The organism is Pseudomonas sp. TREG-RG-20F-10-E-6-01 (assembly GCF_022662455.1).
In the GTDB taxonomy this organism is placed as follows: domain Bacteria; phylum Pseudomonadota; class Gammaproteobacteria; order Pseudomonadales; family Pseudomonadaceae; genus Aquipseudomonas.
Genome location: NZ_JAKNQP010000003.1, coordinates 229,697 through 248,482, shown reverse-complemented (window position 1 = coordinate 248,482; position 18,786 = coordinate 229,697). Strand labels below are relative to the sequence as shown.

General features: G+C 62.6%; 14 protein-coding genes and 1 pseudogene. 9 read left to right on the top strand and 6 right to left on the bottom strand.

Features of this window, described 5'->3' with window-relative positions; genetic code table 11:
- The 4 genes from L8K08_RS11540 to L8K08_RS11525 all read left to right on the top strand — a co-directional run bounded on the left by L8K08_RS11540 (position 1) and on the right by L8K08_RS11525 (position 9,106).
- Positions 1 to 1,335: a TolC family outer membrane protein gene (locus tag L8K08_RS11540; protein ID WP_145160562.1), complete on the top strand. Its 1,335-nt coding sequence runs from the start codon at positions 1 to 3 to the stop codon at positions 1,333 to 1,335.
- Positions 1,336 to 1,365: 30 nt separating this feature from the next.
- Positions 1,366 to 4,323, top strand: a complete 2,958-nt coding sequence (locus L8K08_RS11535; RefSeq protein ID WP_242196882.1) for an autotransporter serine protease — start codon at positions 1,366 to 1,368, stop codon at positions 4,321 to 4,323.
- Between the two features lie 116 nt (positions 4,324 to 4,439).
- The gene (locus L8K08_RS11530) at positions 4,440 to 7,547 is read left to right on the top strand and encodes an autotransporter serine protease (protein WP_242196879.1); all 3,108 of its coding nucleotides are present in this window, start codon (positions 4,440 to 4,442) and stop codon (positions 7,545 to 7,547) included.
- Between the two features lie 128 nt (positions 7,548 to 7,675).
- Positions 7,676 to 9,106, top strand: coding sequence for a lipase (locus tag L8K08_RS11525; RefSeq protein WP_242196876.1), 1,431 nt, complete (start codon positions 7,676 to 7,678; stop codon positions 9,104 to 9,106).
- Between the two features lie 16 nt (positions 9,107 to 9,122).
- On the opposite strand, the gene L8K08_RS11520 is transcribed toward L8K08_RS11525, so the two are convergent.
- Entirely contained in the window at positions 9,123 to 9,392 is a 270-nt protein-coding gene (locus L8K08_RS11520) for a hypothetical protein (RefSeq protein ID WP_242196873.1), read from the bottom strand.
- 190 nt (positions 9,393 to 9,582) lie between these two features.
- Here L8K08_RS11520 and L8K08_RS11515 point away from each other — a divergent pair, with 190 nt between their 5' ends.
- A complete protein-coding gene (locus L8K08_RS11515; protein ID WP_164487936.1) occupies positions 9,583 to 9,747 on the top strand; it encodes a hypothetical protein in 165 nt (54 codons plus the stop codon).
- Between the two features lie 40 nt (positions 9,748 to 9,787).
- Here the strand turns inward: L8K08_RS11515 and L8K08_RS11510 are convergent, their stop codons facing one another.
- Positions 9,788 to 10,012, bottom strand: a complete 225-nt coding sequence (locus tag L8K08_RS11510) for a YgdI/YgdR family lipoprotein (protein ID WP_145160571.1) — start codon at positions 10,010 to 10,012, stop codon at positions 9,788 to 9,790.
- 188 nt (positions 10,013 to 10,200) lie between these two features.
- Between L8K08_RS11510 and L8K08_RS11505 the strand changes: the two genes are divergently transcribed.
- Together L8K08_RS11505 and L8K08_RS11500 are read left to right on the top strand one after the other, a co-directional pair.
- Positions 10,201 to 11,847 carry a VRR-NUC domain-containing protein gene (locus tag L8K08_RS11505; RefSeq protein ID WP_242196870.1) on the top strand — a complete coding sequence of 549 codons (1,647 nt, stop codon included), beginning with the start codon at positions 10,201 to 10,203 and terminating at the stop codon, positions 11,845 to 11,847.
- Positions 11,844 to 14,108: an ATP-dependent DNA helicase gene (locus L8K08_RS11500; protein WP_242196867.1), complete on the top strand. Its 2,265-nt coding sequence runs from the start codon at positions 11,844 to 11,846 to the stop codon at positions 14,106 to 14,108. The genes L8K08_RS11505 and L8K08_RS11500 overlap by 4 nt, the downstream gene beginning before the upstream one ends.
- On the opposite strand, the gene L8K08_RS11495 is transcribed toward L8K08_RS11500, so the two are convergent.
- Together L8K08_RS11495 and L8K08_RS11490 are read right to left on the bottom strand one after the other, a co-directional pair.
- Complete coding sequence (locus L8K08_RS11495; protein WP_242197935.1) at positions 14,095 to 14,367, bottom strand: hypothetical protein; 273 nt, start codon at positions 14,365 to 14,367, stop codon at positions 14,095 to 14,097. The two genes, L8K08_RS11500 and L8K08_RS11495, sit on opposite strands and share 14 nt — an antisense overlap.
- A 125-nt stretch (positions 14,368 to 14,492) precedes the next feature.
- Positions 14,493 to 14,567: pseudogene (locus L8K08_RS11490) on the bottom strand (hypothetical protein); the annotation flags it as partial.
- A 266-nt stretch (positions 14,568 to 14,833) separates the two neighbouring features.
- Here L8K08_RS11490 and L8K08_RS11485 point away from each other — a divergent pair.
- Positions 14,834 to 15,715 carry an AraC family transcriptional regulator gene (locus tag L8K08_RS11485; RefSeq protein ID WP_242196864.1) on the top strand — a complete coding sequence of 294 codons (882 nt, stop codon included), beginning with the start codon at positions 14,834 to 14,836 and terminating at the stop codon, positions 15,713 to 15,715.
- Positions 15,696 to 16,637, top strand: a complete 942-nt coding sequence (locus tag L8K08_RS11480) for an alpha/beta hydrolase (RefSeq protein WP_242196861.1) — start codon at positions 15,696 to 15,698, stop codon at positions 16,635 to 16,637. The genes L8K08_RS11485 and L8K08_RS11480 overlap by 20 nt, the downstream gene beginning before the upstream one ends.
- Here L8K08_RS11480 and L8K08_RS11475 read toward each other — a convergent pair.
- On the bottom strand, positions 16,600 to 18,066 hold the full coding sequence (locus tag L8K08_RS11475; protein ID WP_242196858.1) for a HAMP domain-containing sensor histidine kinase: 1,467 nt from the start codon (positions 18,064 to 18,066) through the stop codon (positions 16,600 to 16,602). The two genes, L8K08_RS11480 and L8K08_RS11475, sit on opposite strands and share 38 nt — an antisense overlap.
- Positions 18,063 to 18,773 (bottom strand): response regulator transcription factor, encoded by a 711-nt coding sequence (locus tag L8K08_RS11470; protein WP_242196854.1) that lies wholly within the window; start codon positions 18,771 to 18,773, stop codon positions 18,063 to 18,065. The genes L8K08_RS11475 and L8K08_RS11470 overlap by 4 nt, the downstream gene beginning before the upstream one ends.
- Positions 18,774 to 18,786: the final 13 nt, after the last annotated feature.

Below are 18,786 nucleotides of genomic sequence, written 5' to 3'. Positions count from 1 at the left end.
ATGAAACCTGTGTTCATTTCACTGCTGTTGATGTGTGGCTCTGCCCAGGCTGCCATGGGCCCGTTTGATGTGTATGAGCAAGCCTTGCGTAACGATCCGGTGTTTCTCGGCGCTATCAAGGAGCGCGACGCCGGCCTGGAAAACCGCACCATCGGCCGCGCCGGGCTGCTGCCCAAGCTGTCGTACAACTACAACAAGGGCCGCAACAACTCTGAGGCGCACCTGCCGGACGGGCGCGGCGGCAACTACCGCGACGACCGCAACTACAACAGCTATGGCTCGACCTTCAGCCTGCAACAGCCGCTGTTCGACTACGAAGCCTATGCCAACTACCGCAAGGGCGTGGCCCAGTCGTTGTTCGCCGATGAAAGCTTTCGCGACAAGAGCCAGGCGCTGCTGGTGCGGGTGCTGAGCTATTACACCCAGGCCCTGTTTGCCCAGGACCAGATCGACATCGCCCGCGCCAAAAAGAAGGCCTTCGAGCAGCAGTTCCAGCAAAACCAGCACCTGTTCCAGCAGGGCGAAGGTACGCGTACCGACATCCTCGAAGCCGAATCGCGTTATGAACTGGCCACTGCCGAAGAGATCCAGGCGCTGGATGAGCAGGACGCGTCGCTGAGGGAGTTGGGCGCGTTGATCGGTGTGCAGAGCGTCAACATCCAGGATTTGGCGCCGCTGAACCAAAGTTTTGCCGCCTTCACCCTGACGCCGGCCAACTACGACACCTGGCATGAACTGGCGATCACCAATAATCCGACCCTCGCTTCCCAGCGCCAGGCCGTGGAAGTGGCGCGCTATGAAGTGGAGCGCAACCGCGCCGGGCACCTGCCCAAGATCACCGCGTATGCCAGCTCGCGCAAACAGGAGTCCGACAGCGGCAACACTTACAACCAGCGCTACGACACCAACACCATCGGCATCGAAGTCAGCGTGCCGCTGTACGCCGGTGGCGGTATTTCGGCCGCCACCCGCCAAGCCAGTCGCGGCATGGAGCAGGCCGAGTACGAGCTGGAAGGCAAGACGCGCGAAACCCTGATCGAGCTGCGCCGCCAGTTCAGCGCGTGCCTGTCCGGGGTAAGCAAATTGCGCGCGTATCAAAAGGCCCTGACCTCGGCCGAGGCGCTGGTGGTGTCGACCAAGCAGAGCATCCTCGGCGGCGAGCGGGTCAACCTCGACGCGTTGAACGCCGAGCAGCAGCTGTACAGCACCCGTCGCGACCTGGCCCAGGCGCGGTACGACTATTTGATGGCCTGGACCAAATTGCACTACTACGCGGGCAACTTGCGCGACACCGACCTGGCGAAAGTCGATGAGGCATTCGGCCCGGTGAAATGAGCAGTTATAAAAACAATAAGGATGGTTTAGATGATCACCGATTCATCACGCTTCAAACCCTTTACCGCAGGTTCCTTGCTCCTGTTGTCCGTTGCGGCACAGGCGCAATACACCGAGACCGGTTTACCGGGTAACCCCGCCAGCTGGCGTTCGGCCGAGTTCCAGAGTGACTGGGGCCTGGACCGCATGAAGGCGAATGAGGCCTACGCCGCCGGGATCAGCGGCAGCGGGGTAAAAATCGGCGCGCTGGACTCCGGGTTCGATACCGATCACCCGGAAGCCTCCAAAGACCGCTTCCACCCGGTCACGGCCACCGGCACTTACGTCAATGGCAGCGCGTTCAGTACCACCGGCGCGCTCAACCCCAACAACGACTCCCACGGCACCCACGTCACCGGCACCATGGGCGCGGCGCGTGATGGCGTGGGCATGCATGGCGTGGCGTACAACGCGCAAGTCTATGTGGGCAACACCAACGCCAACGACAGCTTCCTGTTTGGCCCCACCCCGGACCCCAAATACTTCAAGGCGGTGTACACCGCGCTGGTGGATTCCGGCGTGCGCGCCATCAATAACAGCTGGGGCAGCCAGCCGCCGGACGTCAGCTACCAGACCCTCGACGGTCTGCATGCCGCCTACGCCCAGCATTACAACCAGGGCACCTGGCTGGATGCGGCAGCGGATGTGGCCAAGGCCGGCGTGATCAATGTGTTCAGCGCCGGCAACAGTGGTTACGCGAATGCCAGCGTGCGTTCGGCGCTGCCGTACTTCCAGCCGGAACTGGAAGGCCACTGGCTGGCGGTGTCGGGCCTGGACAAGGCGAATAACCAGAAATACAACAAGTGCGGCATCGCCAAGTACTGGTGCATTTCCACCCCGGGCGCGCTGATCAACAGCACCGTTCCAGGCGGCGGTTATGGGGTGAAGTCCGGCACGTCGATGTCGGCGCCGCACGCCACCGGCGCCTTGGCGCTGGTGATGGAACGCTACCCGTACTTGAACAACGAGCAGGCGTTGCAGGTGCTGTTGACCACCGCCACGCAACTCGACGGCTCAATTACCCAGGCACCCAATACCACCGTGGGCTGGGGCGTGCCGGACCTGGGCCGGGCGATGCACGGGCCGGGGCAATTGCTCGGTTCGATGAACGTCAACCTGGCGGCCGGGCAGGGCGATGTGTGGAGCAACGGCATCACCGACCAGGCGTTGCTCCAGCGCCAGGCCGAAGACCGCGCCGAGCACACAGCCTGGCAGCAAACCCTGATCGACAAGGGCTGGCAAAACGGCGTGGGCGCAACTGCCAGTCAGCAGGACCAGACTGACTACGCGGTCGGCACCGCCCGTGATCAAGCCGCCGCGAACCGCGTATATGAAGGCAGCCTGATCAAATCCGGCGCCGGCAGTTTGCTGCTCAGCGGCGACAGCACCTACCGCGGCGCGACCAGCGTCAATGGCGGCCTGCTGGCGGTCAACGGCTCGCTGACCTCGGCCGTGACCGTGAACGACAGCGGCACCCTCGGCGGCTCCGGGCGCATCGGCGCGTTGGCGGTGAACAGCGGCGGCACCGTGGCACCGGGCAATTCGGTCGGCACCTTGCAGGTGGCGGGCGATGTGAACCTGGGCGCGGGCTCCACCTATGCGGTGGAACTGACCCCGACCAGCAGCGACCGCATTGTCGCCGGTGGCAACGCCGTACTGGGCGGCGGCACCGTCACCCTGGCGCTGGAAAACAGCCCGACGCTGCTGAGCCAGAGCCAGGTGCAAAGCCTGATCGGCCGCCAATACACCATCCTGCAGGCAGCGGGCGGCATCCAGGGGCAGTTTGGTCAAGTGCTGCCCAACTACCTGTTCCTTGGCGGCACCCTCGACTATGCGGCCAACGGCGTGCAACTGGACGTGGGGCGCAACGGAGCGACCTTTGCCAGCGTCGCCGCCAACCGTAACCAGCGCGCTGTCGCCGCCGCTGCCGAGCAACTGGGCGCGGGCAACCCGGTGTATGAAAGCCTGCTGCAGTCCGATTCGGTTGCAACCGCTCGGCAAGGCTTGCAGCAACTGTCCGGCGAGGTTTACCCGGCGATTGGCGCGATGCTGATCAACGACAGCCTGCAACTGCGTGAGGCTGTGGGTGAGCGGCTGCGCCATGTACCGGTGAACGGCGAAAGTAACCTGTGGCTCAAAGCGCTCGGGGCTTGGGGCAAGGCTGACAGCCGCAGCGAAACCGCAGGCTCGACCACCTCGATTGGTGGCTTGCTGGCCGGTGTGGACGGTGCGTTGGACGAGCAGACCCGTGTGGGTGTGGTGGCAGGCTACAGCGACAGCTCCTTGAACCTGGGCAGTGGCACACACTCATCGGCGTCCATCGACAGTTACCACTTCGGCGCGTATGCCGGGCGTGAACTGGGTGACTGGCGCGTGAGCGTCGGCGGCGCCTACAGCTGGCATCGCGGTGATGTGAAACGCGACCTGCAATACGGCGACGTCAGCGGCAAGCAAAAGACCAAGCTGGATGCGCGCACGGCGCAGTTGTTCACCGAGGCGGCGTACCGCATTCACTTGCAACCGCTGGCGCTGGAGCCGTTCGCCAACCTGGCGTACGTGCACCTGGACAGTGACTCATTCCACGAAAAAGGCGACGCCGCGGCCCTGGAGCGTGGCAGTGATCGGCGTGATGCGGTACTCAGCACCCTGGGCCTGCGCGCGTTGAAAACCTTGCCGTTGAATGACCATCAGCAACTGGAACTGTCCGGTTCGCTGGGCTGGCAGCACAGCCTCACGGCGGTGGAATCAGAAGAACATTTGGCGTTTGTTGCCGGCGGGCCGTCATTTGCCGTGCGCAGTTCGCCGTTGCTACGTGACGCGGCGCTGGTGGGCGTGCAGGCCAGCCTGGCGTTGAGCCCGACCACACGGGTCAACCTGGATTACAACGGCCAGTTGGGTGGCCGCGAGAAAACCCAGGGCGTGGGGCTGAGCCTCAACTGGCAGTTCTAGAGAACACCGCAGGTCAAAAACGGTGGGAGCTGGCACGCCAGCGCCCACATCAGATAGGCGGCGCTGAAGAAAAAGTGATTCACATACCGGCAATAAGAAAACTAAGGAAGGTCACCGTGAACAAACGCAAGTCAGGGTTAATCACCGCCACTCACACCGGCCCGGGCTACCCGCTCAAGGCCTTGAGCTGCGTGCCATACGGCGCGTTGCTGTGCTGCCTGGCAAGCCTGGGAACCGCCCAGGCCGCACCCTATGTGGAAGCGGGCAAGCTGGGCGACGCGGCCAGTTGGCGCAGCAATGAATTCAAGGCCGACTGGGGCCTGGGCGCGGTGCATGCAGATGCTGCCTACGCCGCGGGCTACACCGGCAAGGGCGTCAAGCTGGGGATCTTCGACCAGCCGGTGTACGCGCAGCACCCGGAATTCGACAGCCCCGGCAAGGTGGTGACCATTGTCACCGAGGGCATTCGCCAATACACCGACCCCTACATTCCGGTGAAGGCGGGCGATGCGTTCCGTTATGACGGCACGCCCTCCAAGGACTCCAACGGCAAGCTGGGCAACCACGGCACCCACGTCGGCGGCATTGCCGCGGGTAACCGCGATGGTGGGCCGATGCATGGCGTGGCGTTCAATGCGCAAATCCTCAGCGCCGAAAACGGCGACCCGGGCCCGGAAGACGGGATCATCCTCGGCAACGATGGCGCGGTGTACAAGGCCGGTTGGGATGGGCTGGTCGCCAATGGCGCGCGCATCATCAACAACAGCTGGGGCATCGGCATCGGTGACCAGTACGCCAAGGGCGGCCGCGATCCGGCATTCCCCAACTTCACGGTCAATGAAGCGCAGGCGCAGTTCAACGTTATCCGGCCGATCCTCGGCACGCTGGCCGGCGGTGCTTATCAAGGCGCAATCGACGCGGCCCGCAGCGGCGTGCTGACCATCTTTGCCGCCGGTAACGACTACAACCGCAACAACCCGGATGCGATGTCGGGCCTGGCCTACTTCGTGCCGGACATCGCGCCAAACTGGCTGTCGGTGGCGGCTTTGCAGCAGAACCCGGACACCGCCAGCGCTGATCCTTATGTGATCAGTACGTTCTCGTCGCGCTGCGGGTATGCGGCAAGCTTTTGCGTATCGGCGCCGGGCACCAAGATCTTCAGCTCGATCATCAACGGCACCGATCTTTCAAACCTCACCACCGACTGGGCCAATAAAAATGGCACTTCCATGGCCGCACCCCACGTGGCCGGCGCTGCGGCGGTGTTGATGGAGCGCTTCCCGTACATGAGCGGCGATCAGGTCTCCACCGTGCTGAAAACCACCGCCACCGACCTCGGCGCGCCGGGCATCGACGCGCTGTACGGCTGGGGCATGATCAACCTGGGCAAGGCGGTCAACGGCCCGGGGATGTTCATCACCGGCGAAGATATCCCGGCCGAGTTTCGCATTGACGGCGCGTACGGCAGCGGGCAGTTCGTGGCGGATTTGCCAGGGATCGGCGCCGTGGTGGATGCCGGCAAACCGACCCAGCGCCTGTGCACGGACGTGCACTGCGGGCTGGACGTGTGGAGCAACAACATCTCCGGCCACGGCGGCCTGACCAAGCAGGGCATCGGCGCGCTGGTGCTGACCGGCAACAACACCTACAGCGGCCCGACCCTGGTCAATCAGGGCTTGCTGGCGATCAATGGCTCGGTCACCTCCGACGTCACCGTCAGCCAGAGCGGCGTGGTCGGTGGCTCGGGGCATATCGGCTCGCTGTCCGCCAAAAGCGGCGGCACCGTGGCGCCGGGTAATTCCATCGGGACGCTGAATGTGGCTGGCAATGTCACCTTCGACGCGGGCTCGACCTACGCGGTCGAGTTGTCGCCGACCAGCAGCGATCGCATCGTCGCCGGTGGCACGGCCACGCTCAATGGCGGCACCGTGACCCTGGCCCTGGAAAACAGCCCGACACTGCTGACAAACGCACAGGCCCAGAGCCTGATCGGTCGCCAGTACACCATCCTGCAAGCCGCGGGTGGGGTTACCGGTAGCTTCGGTGCGGTACTGCCCAACTACCTGTTTATCGGTGGCACGTTGAACTATGCCGCCAACGGCGTGCAGTTGGATGTGGCGCGTACCAACAGCTTCGCCAGTGTGGCCGTTACGCCCAACCAGCGTGCTGTCGCCGCGGCGGCAGACCAGTTGGGCGCCGGCAACGCAGTGTATGAAAGCTTGTTGCTGGCGCCGACTGCGGCCTCGGCGCAAGGCGCGTTCCAGCAACTGTCCGGCGAAATCTACCCGGCGTTGCAGAGCGCGCTGGTCAACGACAGCCGCTACGTGCGTGAAGCGGTGGGCGAGCGCCTGCACAATGGCGAGATGGGCGCCACCAGCGAAACCCTCGACAGCCGTGGCAACGTGTGGGTCAAGGCCTTGGGCGCCTGGGGCAAAACCGACAGCCGCAGCGACACGGCGGGCTACACCACTTCGCTGGGCGGCATGCTCGTCGGCGTTGACGGTGCGTTGGACGAGGCGACCCGTATCGGTTTGGTCGCCGGTTACAGCGACACCTCGTTGAACATGGGCAACGACACCCACTCACGTGCCTCGGTCGACAGCTACCACTTTGGCGCCTATGCCGGGCATGAGATCGGTGCCTTGCGCCTGAGCGGGGGAGCGACCTACAGCTGGCATCGCGCCGATGTGAAGCGCGACCTGCAGTACGGCGATGTGGCCGGCAAGCAGAAAGTCAAAGTGGACGCGAGCAGCACGCAGGTGTTTGGCGAAGCGGCTTACCGCGTCAATCTGCAACCGTTGGCCCTGGAGCCGTTCGCCAACCTGGCTTACGTGCACCTGGACACCGATGGCTTTACCGAAAAAGGTGATGCCGCCGCGCTCAAAGGCCATGACGACCGCCGCGATGTGGTGTTGAGCACCCTGGGCATGCGTGCATTGAAGACCTTCAATGTGAACGATCACCAGCAACTGGAGGTGTCCGGCACCCTGGGCTGGCAGCACAACCTGAGCAGCACTGATTCCGAGCAGCACCTGGCGTTCGCGTCGGGCAGCCCGTCGTTCGCGGTGGAAAGCGCGCCGATGGTGCGCGATGCCGCGCTGGTGGGCGCGCGGGTGAGCCTGGCCTTGAGCAAAGAGGCGCGGGTGAACGTTGACTACAACGGCCTGCTGGCCAGCAAGGACAAAGTGCACGGGGTGGGCTTGAGCCTCGACTGGGCGTTCTAAAGGTTTCATCACCTTTGCATGCGGGCCAGGTGTCAGGTGGGAGCACGCCAGCTCCCACCTGACACCTGGCCCACCGCTGAAAAGTGTTTTCGCTTTCTCTACAAATCCAACAACAGAGAGGCACTACCATGGGTATCTTTGACTATAAAAACCTTGGCACCGAGGGTTCCAAAACGTTGTTCGCCGATGCCATGGCGATCACGTTGTATTCCTATCACAACCTGGATAACGGCTTTGCCGTGGGCTACCAGCACAACGGGTTAGGCTTGGGGCTACCGGCCACGCTGGTCGGTGCGCTGCTCGGCAGCACGGATTCCCAGGGCGTGATCCCTGGCATCCCGTGGAACCCGGATTCGGAAAAAGCCGCCCTTGAGGCGGTGCAGAAAGCCGGTTGGACACCGATCAGCGCCAGTGCCCTGGGCTACGCCGGCAAGGTCGATGCACGTGGCACCTTCTTTGGTGAAAAAGCCGGCTACACCACGGCCCAGGTCGAGGTACTCGGCAAATACGACGACGCCGGCGAACTGCTCGAAATCGGCATCGGTTTTCGTGGCACCTCGGGGCCACGGGAAACCTTGATCAGCGACTCGATCGGCGACTTGATCAGCGATCTGCTCGCGGCCCTGGGGCCCAAGGATTACGCGAAAAACTACGCCGGCGAAGCCTTCGGCGGCTTGCTCAAGAATGTTGCCGACTACGCCGGTGCCCATGGCCTGACCGGCAAGGACGTGGTGGTCAGCGGCCACAGCCTGGGCGGGCTGGCGGTCAACAGCATGGCGGACTTGAGCAACAACAAATGGGCGGGGTTCTACAAGGACGCCAACTATGTCGCCTATGCCTCGCCGACCCAGAGTGCCGGCGACAAGGTGCTCAATATTGGTTACGAAAACGACCCGGTGTTCCGCGCGCTGGACGGCTCGTCCTTCAACCTGTCGTCGCTGGGCGTGCACGACAAACCCCACGAGTCCACCACCGATAACATCGTCAGCTTCAACGACCACTACGCCTCGACACTGTGGAATGTGATGCCGTTTTCCATCGTCAACCTGCCCACCTGGGTCTCGCATTTGCCGACGGCCTACGGCGATGGCATGACGCGCATCCTCGAGTCCGGCTTCTACGACCAGATGACCCGTGACTCCACGGTAATTGTTGCCAACCTGTCCGACCCGGCGCGGGCCAATACCTGGGTGCAGGACCTCAACCGCAATGCCGAGCCGCACAAGGGCAATACGTTCATCATCGGCAGCAACGGCAACGACCTGATCCAGGGCGGCAAGGGGGCGGACTTTATCGAGGGTGGCAAAGGCAACGACACGATCCGCGACGACAGCGGGCACAACACCTTTTTGTTCAGCGGCCACTTTGGCAATGACCGCGTGATTGGCTACCAGCCCACCGACAAACTGGTGTTCAAGGACGTGGAAGGGAGCACCGACCTGCGTGACCACGCGAAGGTGGTCGGCGCCGATACGGTGCTCACGTTTGGGGCCGACTCGGTGACGCTGGTCGGCGTGGGGCATGGCGGGCTGTGGACGGATGGCGTAGTGATCGGCTGATCACTCACGCAACCGATCAGTGCCAGTGCTGCCCCCGCCAGCCACCGCCCCAATAGGGCCGGTGGGGGTAGCCACAGCCATAGCCGTAATAGTGATGCGGGTAGTAGTAGGGGCGTGGCGCATAGCCCCAATGCCCGTAATAGACCGGTGGAGGTGGTTGCACCACGATCACCCGCGGTGGCTGGCGAATGATGATGGTGTCGGCAAACGCTGGCGCGCAGGCCAAGGCCGCCAGGGTCAGGGGAATCAGCAAAAGAGCGCGTACCGTGCGGGACATGAGTGCCATGGCCGTCGTTCCTCCGTTGTGCCGCGTTTGAAAATAAAAGCGGCTTATCGGTTAAACGCCCAGGCGGGGAAAATCCTTCGGTAAATAAATCTTCATTGATCAGCGGCGCAGCCTTGCGACGGATTACGTGCGCCTGACGCGTTTAATCAGCACCTGCGAGATGTTTCGCGCGTCATATGAGGAGCTGAGCATGTCCCGACTTCGATTGCTGCTATGCGCCTTGGTACTGCTGGGGTTGGGCGGGTGTGCGGTGTACCCGGCCTATCCGGGCCCATGCTGCTACCGGCCGTACTACCACTCGTACTATTACCATCCCTACTATCACCCGTATTACCACCCGTACTACCGGTACTGAACCTGCAACAAAAAGCCCCGCATCAGCGGGGCTTTTTTTATCAGTTTTCCTTGCGTACCGTCGCTACGTCATCGGCCTTGACGCGCACATGCTTGCCAGCGATGTCGGTGAACTCGTAGAAGCCGTCGGCCGTCTTGGTTTTAGGACTGTCCTTGGTCAAATACTGCGTACCATTTTGCAATGTCACCACGGTTTGCGTTGAGCAACCGGCCAATAGTAGAAAAGTGAGTGCAACCAGCGGCAGACCCAAATTCTTCATGTTCATAACCCTTACCTTTAACCCTGAAAAGTCCCGCAGCCTATGGGTGCGGGCCGTAAATGTTACGCCATCAACTGAGCTATCTGATCCTTTTTATTAGAAAAGTTGCGTGCGCCATTTATCTATTACCGATTGCAACAACGGGTTCGCGACGGCACTCTGTATGCATAACCAGTATTTGATCAGCGCTCGACATGGCCAACCCCCTCGAAAATCCCTTGTATTACTTGCATAACTTCCGCCAAGTCCTGCAGTGGCTGGTGCAGCGCTATGCGGATTTGCTTGATGCGGACGAACAGCATTTCATTCAGCAATTTGACAGGTTGCCGCAAGCGTCACAGGCGCTGTTGGTGCGCATGGTCATGCGCAAGGGCGTGCATTTTCGCGCAAGCAAGCTCAATTACCTTGAGATTGGTTGCACACGCTCGGCCGCCCTGGCGTTGATTGAGCAGGGTTGGGTCGATGATCAAGGCGCGCTGTGCGTTGAAGAGCTGTTCGCCGTGCTGCAAAAAGGCGAAGTCCTCGCTGCGTTCAAACCCTGGATTGATCAACCCAAAGCCAAGAAAACCGACTGGCTGGCATCACTGACGCAGCATTTTACGCAGCAGCGCAGCTTTGCCCAGTGGTGCCCGGACCTGAGCGATGCACTGTACAGCCTCACCGTGATGGACCTGTGCGACCGCTTGCGCCTGATGTTCTTTGGCAATCTGCACCAGGACTGGTCAGAGTTCGTGCTGGCCGACCTTGGCATCTACACCTACGAAAAAGTCGAGTTTTGCACCGAGTCCCGCGGCCTGCGCACCCGTGACGACGTCGTCGGTTTTCTATTTCTGCATCAATGCCAGCAGGCCTTCGAAGCGGGGGAGGCACTGGACGGCGTACTCGCGCAAATCGCTACGCTGTGCACCGACAACCCGTGGCTGGAAAAGCGTCGCGCCAAGCTGTTGTTCCAGATCGGCCAGTACTGCGAACGCAGTGCCGAACTCGACCTGGCGCAACGCATTTACCGCCAATGCGCCTATCCCGGCGCCCGGTCACGCCTGATTCGCGTGCTGGAGCGCCAGGAGGATTACCCGCAAGCCATGGCCCTGGCGTGCGCCGCGCAACAGGCTCCGGAAAGCGCCGCCGAACAGCAACACCTGCTGCGCGTGCTGCCACGTCTGCGCCGCAAGCTGGGGGAGCCGGCGCTGCCCAAGGCCAAGCCGCGGCCCGTCACGCGTCTGGACCTGGCGCTGGAGATGCCGCAGCCGCTGATGTCAGTGGAGTACTGCGTGCAGGCGCACCTCAGCGAGCCCGATGCACCGGTGCATTACGTCGAGAATGGCCTGATCAACTCCCTGTTCGGCCTGTTGTGCTGGGAGGCGATTTTTGCACCGTTGCCCGGCTCGTTTTTCCACCCGTTCCAGCGCGGGCCGGTGGACTTGCACAGTGAAGATTTCCATCAGCGCCGCGCGCCGTTGTTCGCGGCGTGTTTCGAGCAGCTTGGCGATGAGCGTTACAAGGCCACTATCCGCCAGCGTTACGTCGACAAATGGGGCATCCAGTCGCCCTTCGTGTTCTGGAACCTGCTCAGTGAAGACCTGCTGCAGCAAGCACTGGACTGCTTGCCCGCCGAACACCTGCGCTACTGGTTTGAACGCTTGCTGCTGGACATCCGCGCCAACCGCGCCGGCATGCCGGACCTGATCCAGTTCTGGCCCGCCCAGAAGACTTACCGCATGATCGAGGTCAAGGGCCCCGGCGACCGCCTGCAGGATAACCAGCTGCGCTGGCTGGAGTTCTGTGGCGAGTATCAGATGCCGGTGACTGTCTGTTATGTGCGCTGGGCGCAGTCGGCTTGAGCTACAGCGTCGCGGTGCGCGCGCTGTGTGAATTCACGGCCAAGGTCGGCGACCTCGACCTGCGCTTCACGCCGTCGCCCAGCGCCCAGGAAGGTATCGTCGGCCACCGCACCGTGGCGTCGCGGCGCAGCGCGCACTACCAGAACGAAGTCGCGCTGGAAGGCGAATACCAACAGCTCAAAGTACGGGGCAGGGCGGACGGCTACGACCCGGACAGCAATCGCCTGGAAGAAGTGAAAACCTATCGCGGCGACCTCGACGCCCAGCCCGCCAACCACCGTCAATTGCATTGGGCGCAGGTCAAGGTGTACGGCTGGTTGATGTGCCAGAAGCTCGGCCTTGGTGAAATCGACCTGGCACTGGTGTACTTCGACATCGTCGGCGAGGGCGAGACCCTGTTCAACCAGCGCTTTGCAGCGGCCGACCTCGAACTGTTCTTCAACCAGCAGTGCACGTTGTTCCTGGGCTGGGCCCAACAGGAAATGCAGCACCGCGACGTGCGCAACGGCGCGGCCCAGCGCCTGGCGTTCCCCCACGCTGACTTTCGTCCCGGCCAGCGTGCCCTGGCAGAATCGGTCTACAAAGCCGTCAGTACCGGCCGTTGCCTGATGGCGCAGGCGCCCACTGGCATCGGCAAAACCGTCGGCACGATCTTTCCGCTGCTCAAGGCCCTGGCGCCGCAGCAGCTGGACAAGGTGTTCTTCCTCACCGCCAAGACGCCGGGCCGCAAGCTGGCCCTGGACGCCGCCCAAGTCCTCTACGACAGCAGCCCCGATTTGCCGCTGCGCGTGCTCGAACTGGTGGCCCGGGACAAGGCCTGCGAACACCTGGACAAAGCCTGCCATGGCGATTCCTGCCCCTTGGCCAAAGGCTTTTACGATCGCCTGCCGGCCGCGCGCACGGCCGCGTCCAAGGTGCGCCTGCTGGACCAGCGCAACCTGCGCGACGTGGCGCTGGCTCATGATGTTTGCCCGTATTACCTGAGCCAGGAAATGGCGCGCTGGACCGACCTGGTGGTGGCTGACTACAACTACTATTTCGACTTTGGCGCCATGCTGTTCGGCCTGGCCCAGTTGAACCAATGGCGCGCCGCCGTGCTGGTGGACGAAGCCCACAACCTGGTCGAGCGTGCGCGTTCGATGTACAGCGCCAGCCTCGACCAATACAGCCTCAAGACCCTGCGCGACAGCGCACCCGAGCCGCTGAAGAAACCCTTGCAACGCCTGAACCGCGAATGGAACGCCCTGCACAAGGACCAGCTCGCGCCATACCAGGCCTACGCCGGCAAACCCGAAAAACTGCTGCAGGCCCTGAGCCTCTGCGCCAGCGCCATGGGCGATTACTTCAATGATCACCCCGAAGCCCTCAGCGGCGAGCTGCAGGCGTTTTATTTCGAAGCGCTGCAATTTGCCAAAGTCGCCGAACTGTTCAACGAACACTTCATCTTTGATATCAGCAAACGTCAGTTCGGTGGCAAGCGCAGTGCTTCAACCCTGTGCCTGCGCAATGTGGTGCCGGCCGAATTCATTCGGCCCAGGCTGACCGCCGCGCGCAGCAGCGTGTTGTTTTCCGCGACCCTGAGCCCACGCCACTATTACGCCGACCTGCTCGGCCTGCCGGCCGATACTGCGTGGATCGACGTGGAATCGCCGTTCAAGGCCGAGCAATTGCAGGTGCGTATCGTCGATGCGATCTCCACGCGGTTTGTGCACCGCCAAGCCTCGCTGGCACCGATCGTGGAGCTCATCGCCGGGCAATTCGCGCAACGGCCCGGCAACTACCTGGCGTTTTTCTCAAGCTTCGATTACCTGCAACAGGTGGCGCAGTTAATGGCCGAGCGCCACCCGCAGGTGGCGTTGTGGTTGCAGTCACGCGGCATGGCCGAGGCCGAACGGCAGGGTTTTCTCAACCAGTTTACCCAGCACAGCCAGGGCATCGGCTTTGCCGTGCTGGGCGGTGCGTTTGGCGAAGGCATTGATTTGCCCGGCGCACGCTTGATTGGCGCCTTCATCGCCACTTTGGGTTTGCCGCAACTGAACCCGATCAACGAACAGATGAAAGCGCGCATGGCGTCGATTTTCGGCTCCGGTTACGACTACACCTACCTGTACCCCGGCATTCAGAAAGTGGTGCAGGCGGCGGGGCGCGTGATTCGCAGCCAGCAGGATGAGGGCGTGGTGATGTTGATTGACGACCGCTTTGGCGAAGCGCGCGTTCGCCAATTATTGCCGCGCTGGTGGGCGCCCGTCACTCAAGCGTGATGCCGCTCAGTTGTTCACTCAGCGCCCAGCGTTTTTCGGCTTGCTCCGAATCGATCGCTCTGGGGGGAATGCCGCTGCGCGGGGTGTGATCTTCAGTGGGGGTGGCAACTTCACAGTCCTCGCAGTACAGGCCGCCCATTCCTTCAAGTTGCGGGGGGACGCCACACCGCACCAGCGTGGCGGCGCCTTGTGCGGGGCTTTTGTAATGGCTGGCCGCGCGCACAGCGCCGTGTTCATCCAGCGCGCCGACGAACGCCAAGTCCTTTTTGTCCAGATGCCGAACCAGGTCAGTAAGGATTCGCCGGGGTGCACCGATTCAAGGCCTTGTATGCCGTGCAGACTGCGCTGCGCCTTTTGCGCGTCACGTGCAGGGACGATCACCCGTGCTCCGGCACTTGCAAGTGCGCGAGTGGCCTCCAGACCAATTCCGGAGTAACCGCCGGTGACGATGGCGGTCATACCGCGCAAGTTTTTAGCGGCCGACGCTTGCAGCGCGGTGGTACTGGCACCAAAACCACTGTTGAGGGGGGCTTGTTTGCGCGTCATAGCCGTTCTCCATTTGGGGTAGGGCTATGTTCTTCTTCGGCGGTCGGACGCGGAATGCCCTAAAGTCTGTGTTTCTATCGCGATCGTCCGGAGATTTTTATTATGGATACTCTCTCCGAGGTATTGGCCCGCTTGAAAAGCCACCGCACGTTGTTCGCGGGCTTGAAGGCCGGCGGCACGTGGGCGGTGAATTTTCCGGCGCCGCAGGGCATCAAGTTCAATCCGTGGTGGCGGGCAACTGTTGGCTGGAAGTGGAGGGCGAGCCGGTGCCCATCGCTTTGAGCGAGGGCGATTGTTTTTTACTGACACACAACCGTCCGTGGAGATTGTCCAGCAACCTTGCACGGGAGGGCGTTGACGCGCGCGACGTTTACCGCGAGGCGGTGGACGGCATCGCCCGCGTGGGCGACGCGCAGGATTTGTTTCTGATTGGTGGGCTGTTCACCTACGGCGATGATGCGCGTTTGTTGCTCGATGGGTTGCCGCCGGTGGTGCGTATCAGCGCCAGGTCCGAACAGGCCGGCGTGTTGCGCTGGTGCCTGGAGCGGCTGGCCCTGGAATATGCCGGGCCAAGACTCGGCGCGGCATTGATGACCGAGCATTTGGCGCAAATGATGCTGGTGCAAATCCTGCGGCTCTATCAATCTTCCCTGGGTGCCAGCACTCAAGGCTGGTTGGCGGCATTGACCGACCCTCGGCTGGCACCGGTACTTGCGCAAGTGCACGCCGAACCGGCGCGGCGTTGGACCTTGAGCGACATGGCCGGCATTGCCAATCAGTCCCGTTCGACGTTTGCCTTGCGCTTCAAACAGCAGGTCGGAATGGCCCCTCAGGAGTACCTGACCCGCTGGCGCATGCACTTGGCGATAAAGGCCTTGAACACCTCCGGCAGCAGTGTGTCCAGCATCGGCCAGGCGTTGGGCTACCAGTCGGACAGCGCCTTCAGCAGCGTATTCAAACGTCAGATGAAGTGCACCCCACGCGAATACCGCGAGCGCTCCCTTCATAACCTTCACACCATCGATCACAAGGAAGCCAGTGATGAGCGATATCCAGCATGACAAGGTTCAGGTCAACGGTATTGAGTTGAGCGTCCACATCGCCGGGCCCGAGCACGGCCAGCCGATCTGGCTGCTGCACGGGTTTCCGGAGTGCTGGCACTCCTGGCGAGAGCAGATTCGCGCGCTGGCCGGCGCCGGGTATCGGGTGTTCGCGCCCGACATGCGCGGCTACGGCGAATCGAGTTCGCCTGCCGAGGTCGCCGATTACGAGTTACTGACCTTGTGTGCCGATATTCAGCAGGCCATGGACCATTTCGGCCATCAACAGGTGGTGATGGTCGGCCACGACTGGGGCGCCGTGGTGGCCTGGCATCTGGCGTTACTGGAGCCTGCGCGGGTCGCCCGCTTGATCACAATGTCCGTGCCGTTTGCCGGACGCGCCCGGCGCCCGGTGATCGAGATCATGCGCGAGCTGTACGCCGAGCGCTTCAACTACATCCTGTATTTCCAGGCACCGGGCGTAGCCGAGCGGGAACTGGATGCCGACATCGAACGCACGTTGCGGCTGTTCATGCAGGATCAGGACGTGTTCCTGCAGAAAAAGCCAGCCAACGCCACCTTGTTCGACGGCGTCTCGGCCCCCGGCGCATTGCCGACGTGGTGTACTCAAGCGGACTTGGACGTTTACGTGCAAACCTTCAGCAAGCGCGGTTTTCGTGGCCCGCTGAACTGGTATCGCAACTTTGAGCGCAACTGGCAGCGCACCGAGTTCCTCGCCGGCCAGCCCGTGCTGCAACCCACATTATTCCTGATTGGCGACCGTGATCCGGTCGGCGTGTTTGAAGCCCACACCCTCAAGCGCATGCCCGACGCAGTGCCCAACCTGCACCAGCAGGTGTTGGCCAACTGCGGTCACTGGATCCAGAACGAACAGGCCGAGCGGGTCAACGCGCTGATGCTCGCGTTTCTAGGGAGAACCTGAAGGTCGCCCCATGGCCTGGGCGCTCCACCAGTTGGATGCTGCGCCCGTGCAATTGCAGGATACGGTGCACGATGCGCAGGCCCAGGCCGCCATCGCGGCGTGCGCCGCCGATGGTGAACGCGCGCAGGAACAAGCCTTCGCGCAACTGCGCGTCGATGCCCGGGCCGCTGTCGCTGACGGTCACTGCCACACAAGTAGCCTCGGGCGCCAGGATCACTTCGACTTCGCCGTTTACCGGCGTGTGCCGCAAGGCGTTGTCGAGCAGGTTGGTCAGCACACGTTCGATCAGGCCCAGGTCGGCCAGCACCGTTGGCACCTGTGGCGGCAGCGTGGCGGTGAGGGTAATGGAGCGGGCTTCGGCGGTGAGTGCGAATTTCTGGAAGATGTCTTGCACAAGGTCCGGCAGGGAAAAGCCTTCGATCACCGGCTGCACAAAACCATGTTCCAGGCGCACCAGCTCCAGCAGTGACTGGGCCAACCCGCCCACTTTGCGGCTTTGGTCGAGGGCGATGCCCAGGTAGCGGCGGCGCTCGTCGGGGCTGAGGCTGGCGTCCTTGAGGGACAGGGTTTCCAGATAGCCGTGCAGCGACGCCAACGGCGTGCGCAGGTCATGGGAGATGTTCGCGACCATTTCCCGGCGTTCCTGGTCCTGATGGGTGATGGCGCGCCATTGTTCGCCCAGGCGGTTTTCCATTTGCACGAAGGCATGGTCGAGTACTGCGATTTCATCGCCGCTGTCGAGTTCGGGGGTGTTGATTTGCGCAGGTTTAGGGGCGCCGTTGATGTCGAACCGGCCCACCTTGTCGGTGAGTTGGCGCAGCGGTCGGGTGATCCAGGCAAAGGCGATCAAGCCGGCCAACAGGCAGAGCAGGGCGACCAGGCCGATGGACCACAAGGCAATCTTCAGCGCCATGCCGGTCGCGTCTTTGGCGTCGTACACATCATGGGCCTCGCCCAACAGCACCACGTACAGAAAGCCGGTTTGCTGGCCGTTGGCCTTGAGGGGTGCCGCGCTGAATACCTTGCGCCCATCGACGCTGCGCGGGTCATCGCCGAGGATCGGCAGCATCGCGCCGCTGAGGAATCGGCGCACCGGTGCGAGGTCGACCTTGTCGCGCAGCAAATGCCCGCTGGGCGCGGCATTCCCGACCACACGCCCGTCATTATCGAGCAAGTACACCTCGACACTCGGGTTGACCAGCATCAACTGGCTGAACAGGTTGCGCACCGCCTCGGGATTGAGGCCGTCGGCGTCCATCAGTTGAGTGTCGCGGGCAATATGCGCCGCCAGGTCGCGCGACAGGCCTTGCACCACTTCCAGTTCATGCATGCGGTTGGAGCGCACCTGCAGCCATGCCGAGGTGCCGCTGCAAATCACCAGCAGCACGGCGAACACCACCGACAGGCGCTGGGTCAGGGTCAGTTTCATGACGCGCTCTCGGCAAACTTGTAGCCCCGGCCCCACACCGTGAGGATGAGCGCCGGGTTGGCCGGGTCGGTTTCGACTTTGGCGCGCAGGCGGTTGATGTGCGTGTTCACGGTGTGTTCATAGCCTTCGTGGCTGTAGCCCCACACCGCGTTGAGCAGGTCCATGCGCGAAAACACCTTGCCCGGCTGTCGGGCGAAGAAATACAGCAGGTCGAACTCGCGCGGCGTCAGGTCCAGGCGCTGGCCTTGCAGGGTCGCATCGCGGGTCAGCGGGTTGATGAACAACTGGCCGAGGTCGAGGCTGCCGGCGTCCATCTTCAAGTTGCGCGCCATCGCGTCCACGCGGCGCAGCAGCGCCTTGACCCGCGCGACCAGCTCGGGCATCGAAAACGGCTTGGCCAGGTAATCGTCGGCGCCCAGCTCCAGCCCAAGGATGCGGTGCAACTCGCTGGAGCGCGCGCTGGTGATGATGATCGGGGTGTAGCGCGTCATGGCGCGGGCACGCCTGCAGATTTCCAGGCCGTCGACGCCGGGCAGCATCAAGTCGAGGATCAACGCATCCCAGCCGCCTTGCTCGAGCAGGCGCAAACCTTCGTTGCCATCGGCGCTGTGCACCACCTCAAACTGCTCGTCGCGCAGGTGCAGGCAGATCAAGTCGGCGATATGGGCGTCGTCCTCGACCACCAGGACACGTTTGGGCTGATCCATGCTGGAAACCTTC

Coding starts and splice junctions, on each gene's coding strand:
- L8K08_RS11540 (WP_145160562.1), top strand. CDS start 1: ATGAAACCTGTGTTCATTTCACTGCTGTTGATGTGTGGCTCTGCCCAG.
- L8K08_RS11535 (WP_242196882.1), top strand. CDS start 1,366: ATGATCACCGATTCATCACGCTTCAAACCCTTTACCGCAGGTTCCTTG.
- L8K08_RS11525 (WP_242196876.1), top strand. CDS start 7,676: ATGGGTATCTTTGACTATAAAAACCTTGGCACCGAGGGTTCCAAAACG.
- L8K08_RS11520 (WP_242196873.1), bottom strand. CDS start 9,392: ATGGCACTCATGTCCCGCACGGTACGCGCTCTTTTGCTGATTCCCCTG.
- L8K08_RS11515 (WP_164487936.1), top strand. CDS start 9,583: ATGTCCCGACTTCGATTGCTGCTATGCGCCTTGGTACTGCTGGGGTTG.
- L8K08_RS11510 (WP_145160571.1), bottom strand. CDS start 10,012: ATGAACATGAAGAATTTGGGTCTGCCGCTGGTTGCACTCACTTTTCTA.
- L8K08_RS11505 (WP_242196870.1), top strand. CDS start 10,201: ATGGCCAACCCCCTCGAAAATCCCTTGTATTACTTGCATAACTTCCGC.
- L8K08_RS11480 (WP_242196861.1), top strand. CDS start 15,696: ATGAGCGATATCCAGCATGACAAGGTTCAGGTCAACGGTATTGAGTTG.
- L8K08_RS11475 (WP_242196858.1), bottom strand. CDS start 18,066: ATGAAACTGACCCTGACCCAGCGCCTGTCGGTGGTGTTCGCCGTGCTG.
- L8K08_RS11470 (WP_242196854.1), bottom strand. CDS start 18,773: ATGGATCAGCCCAAACGTGTCCTGGTGGTCGAGGACGACGCCCATATC.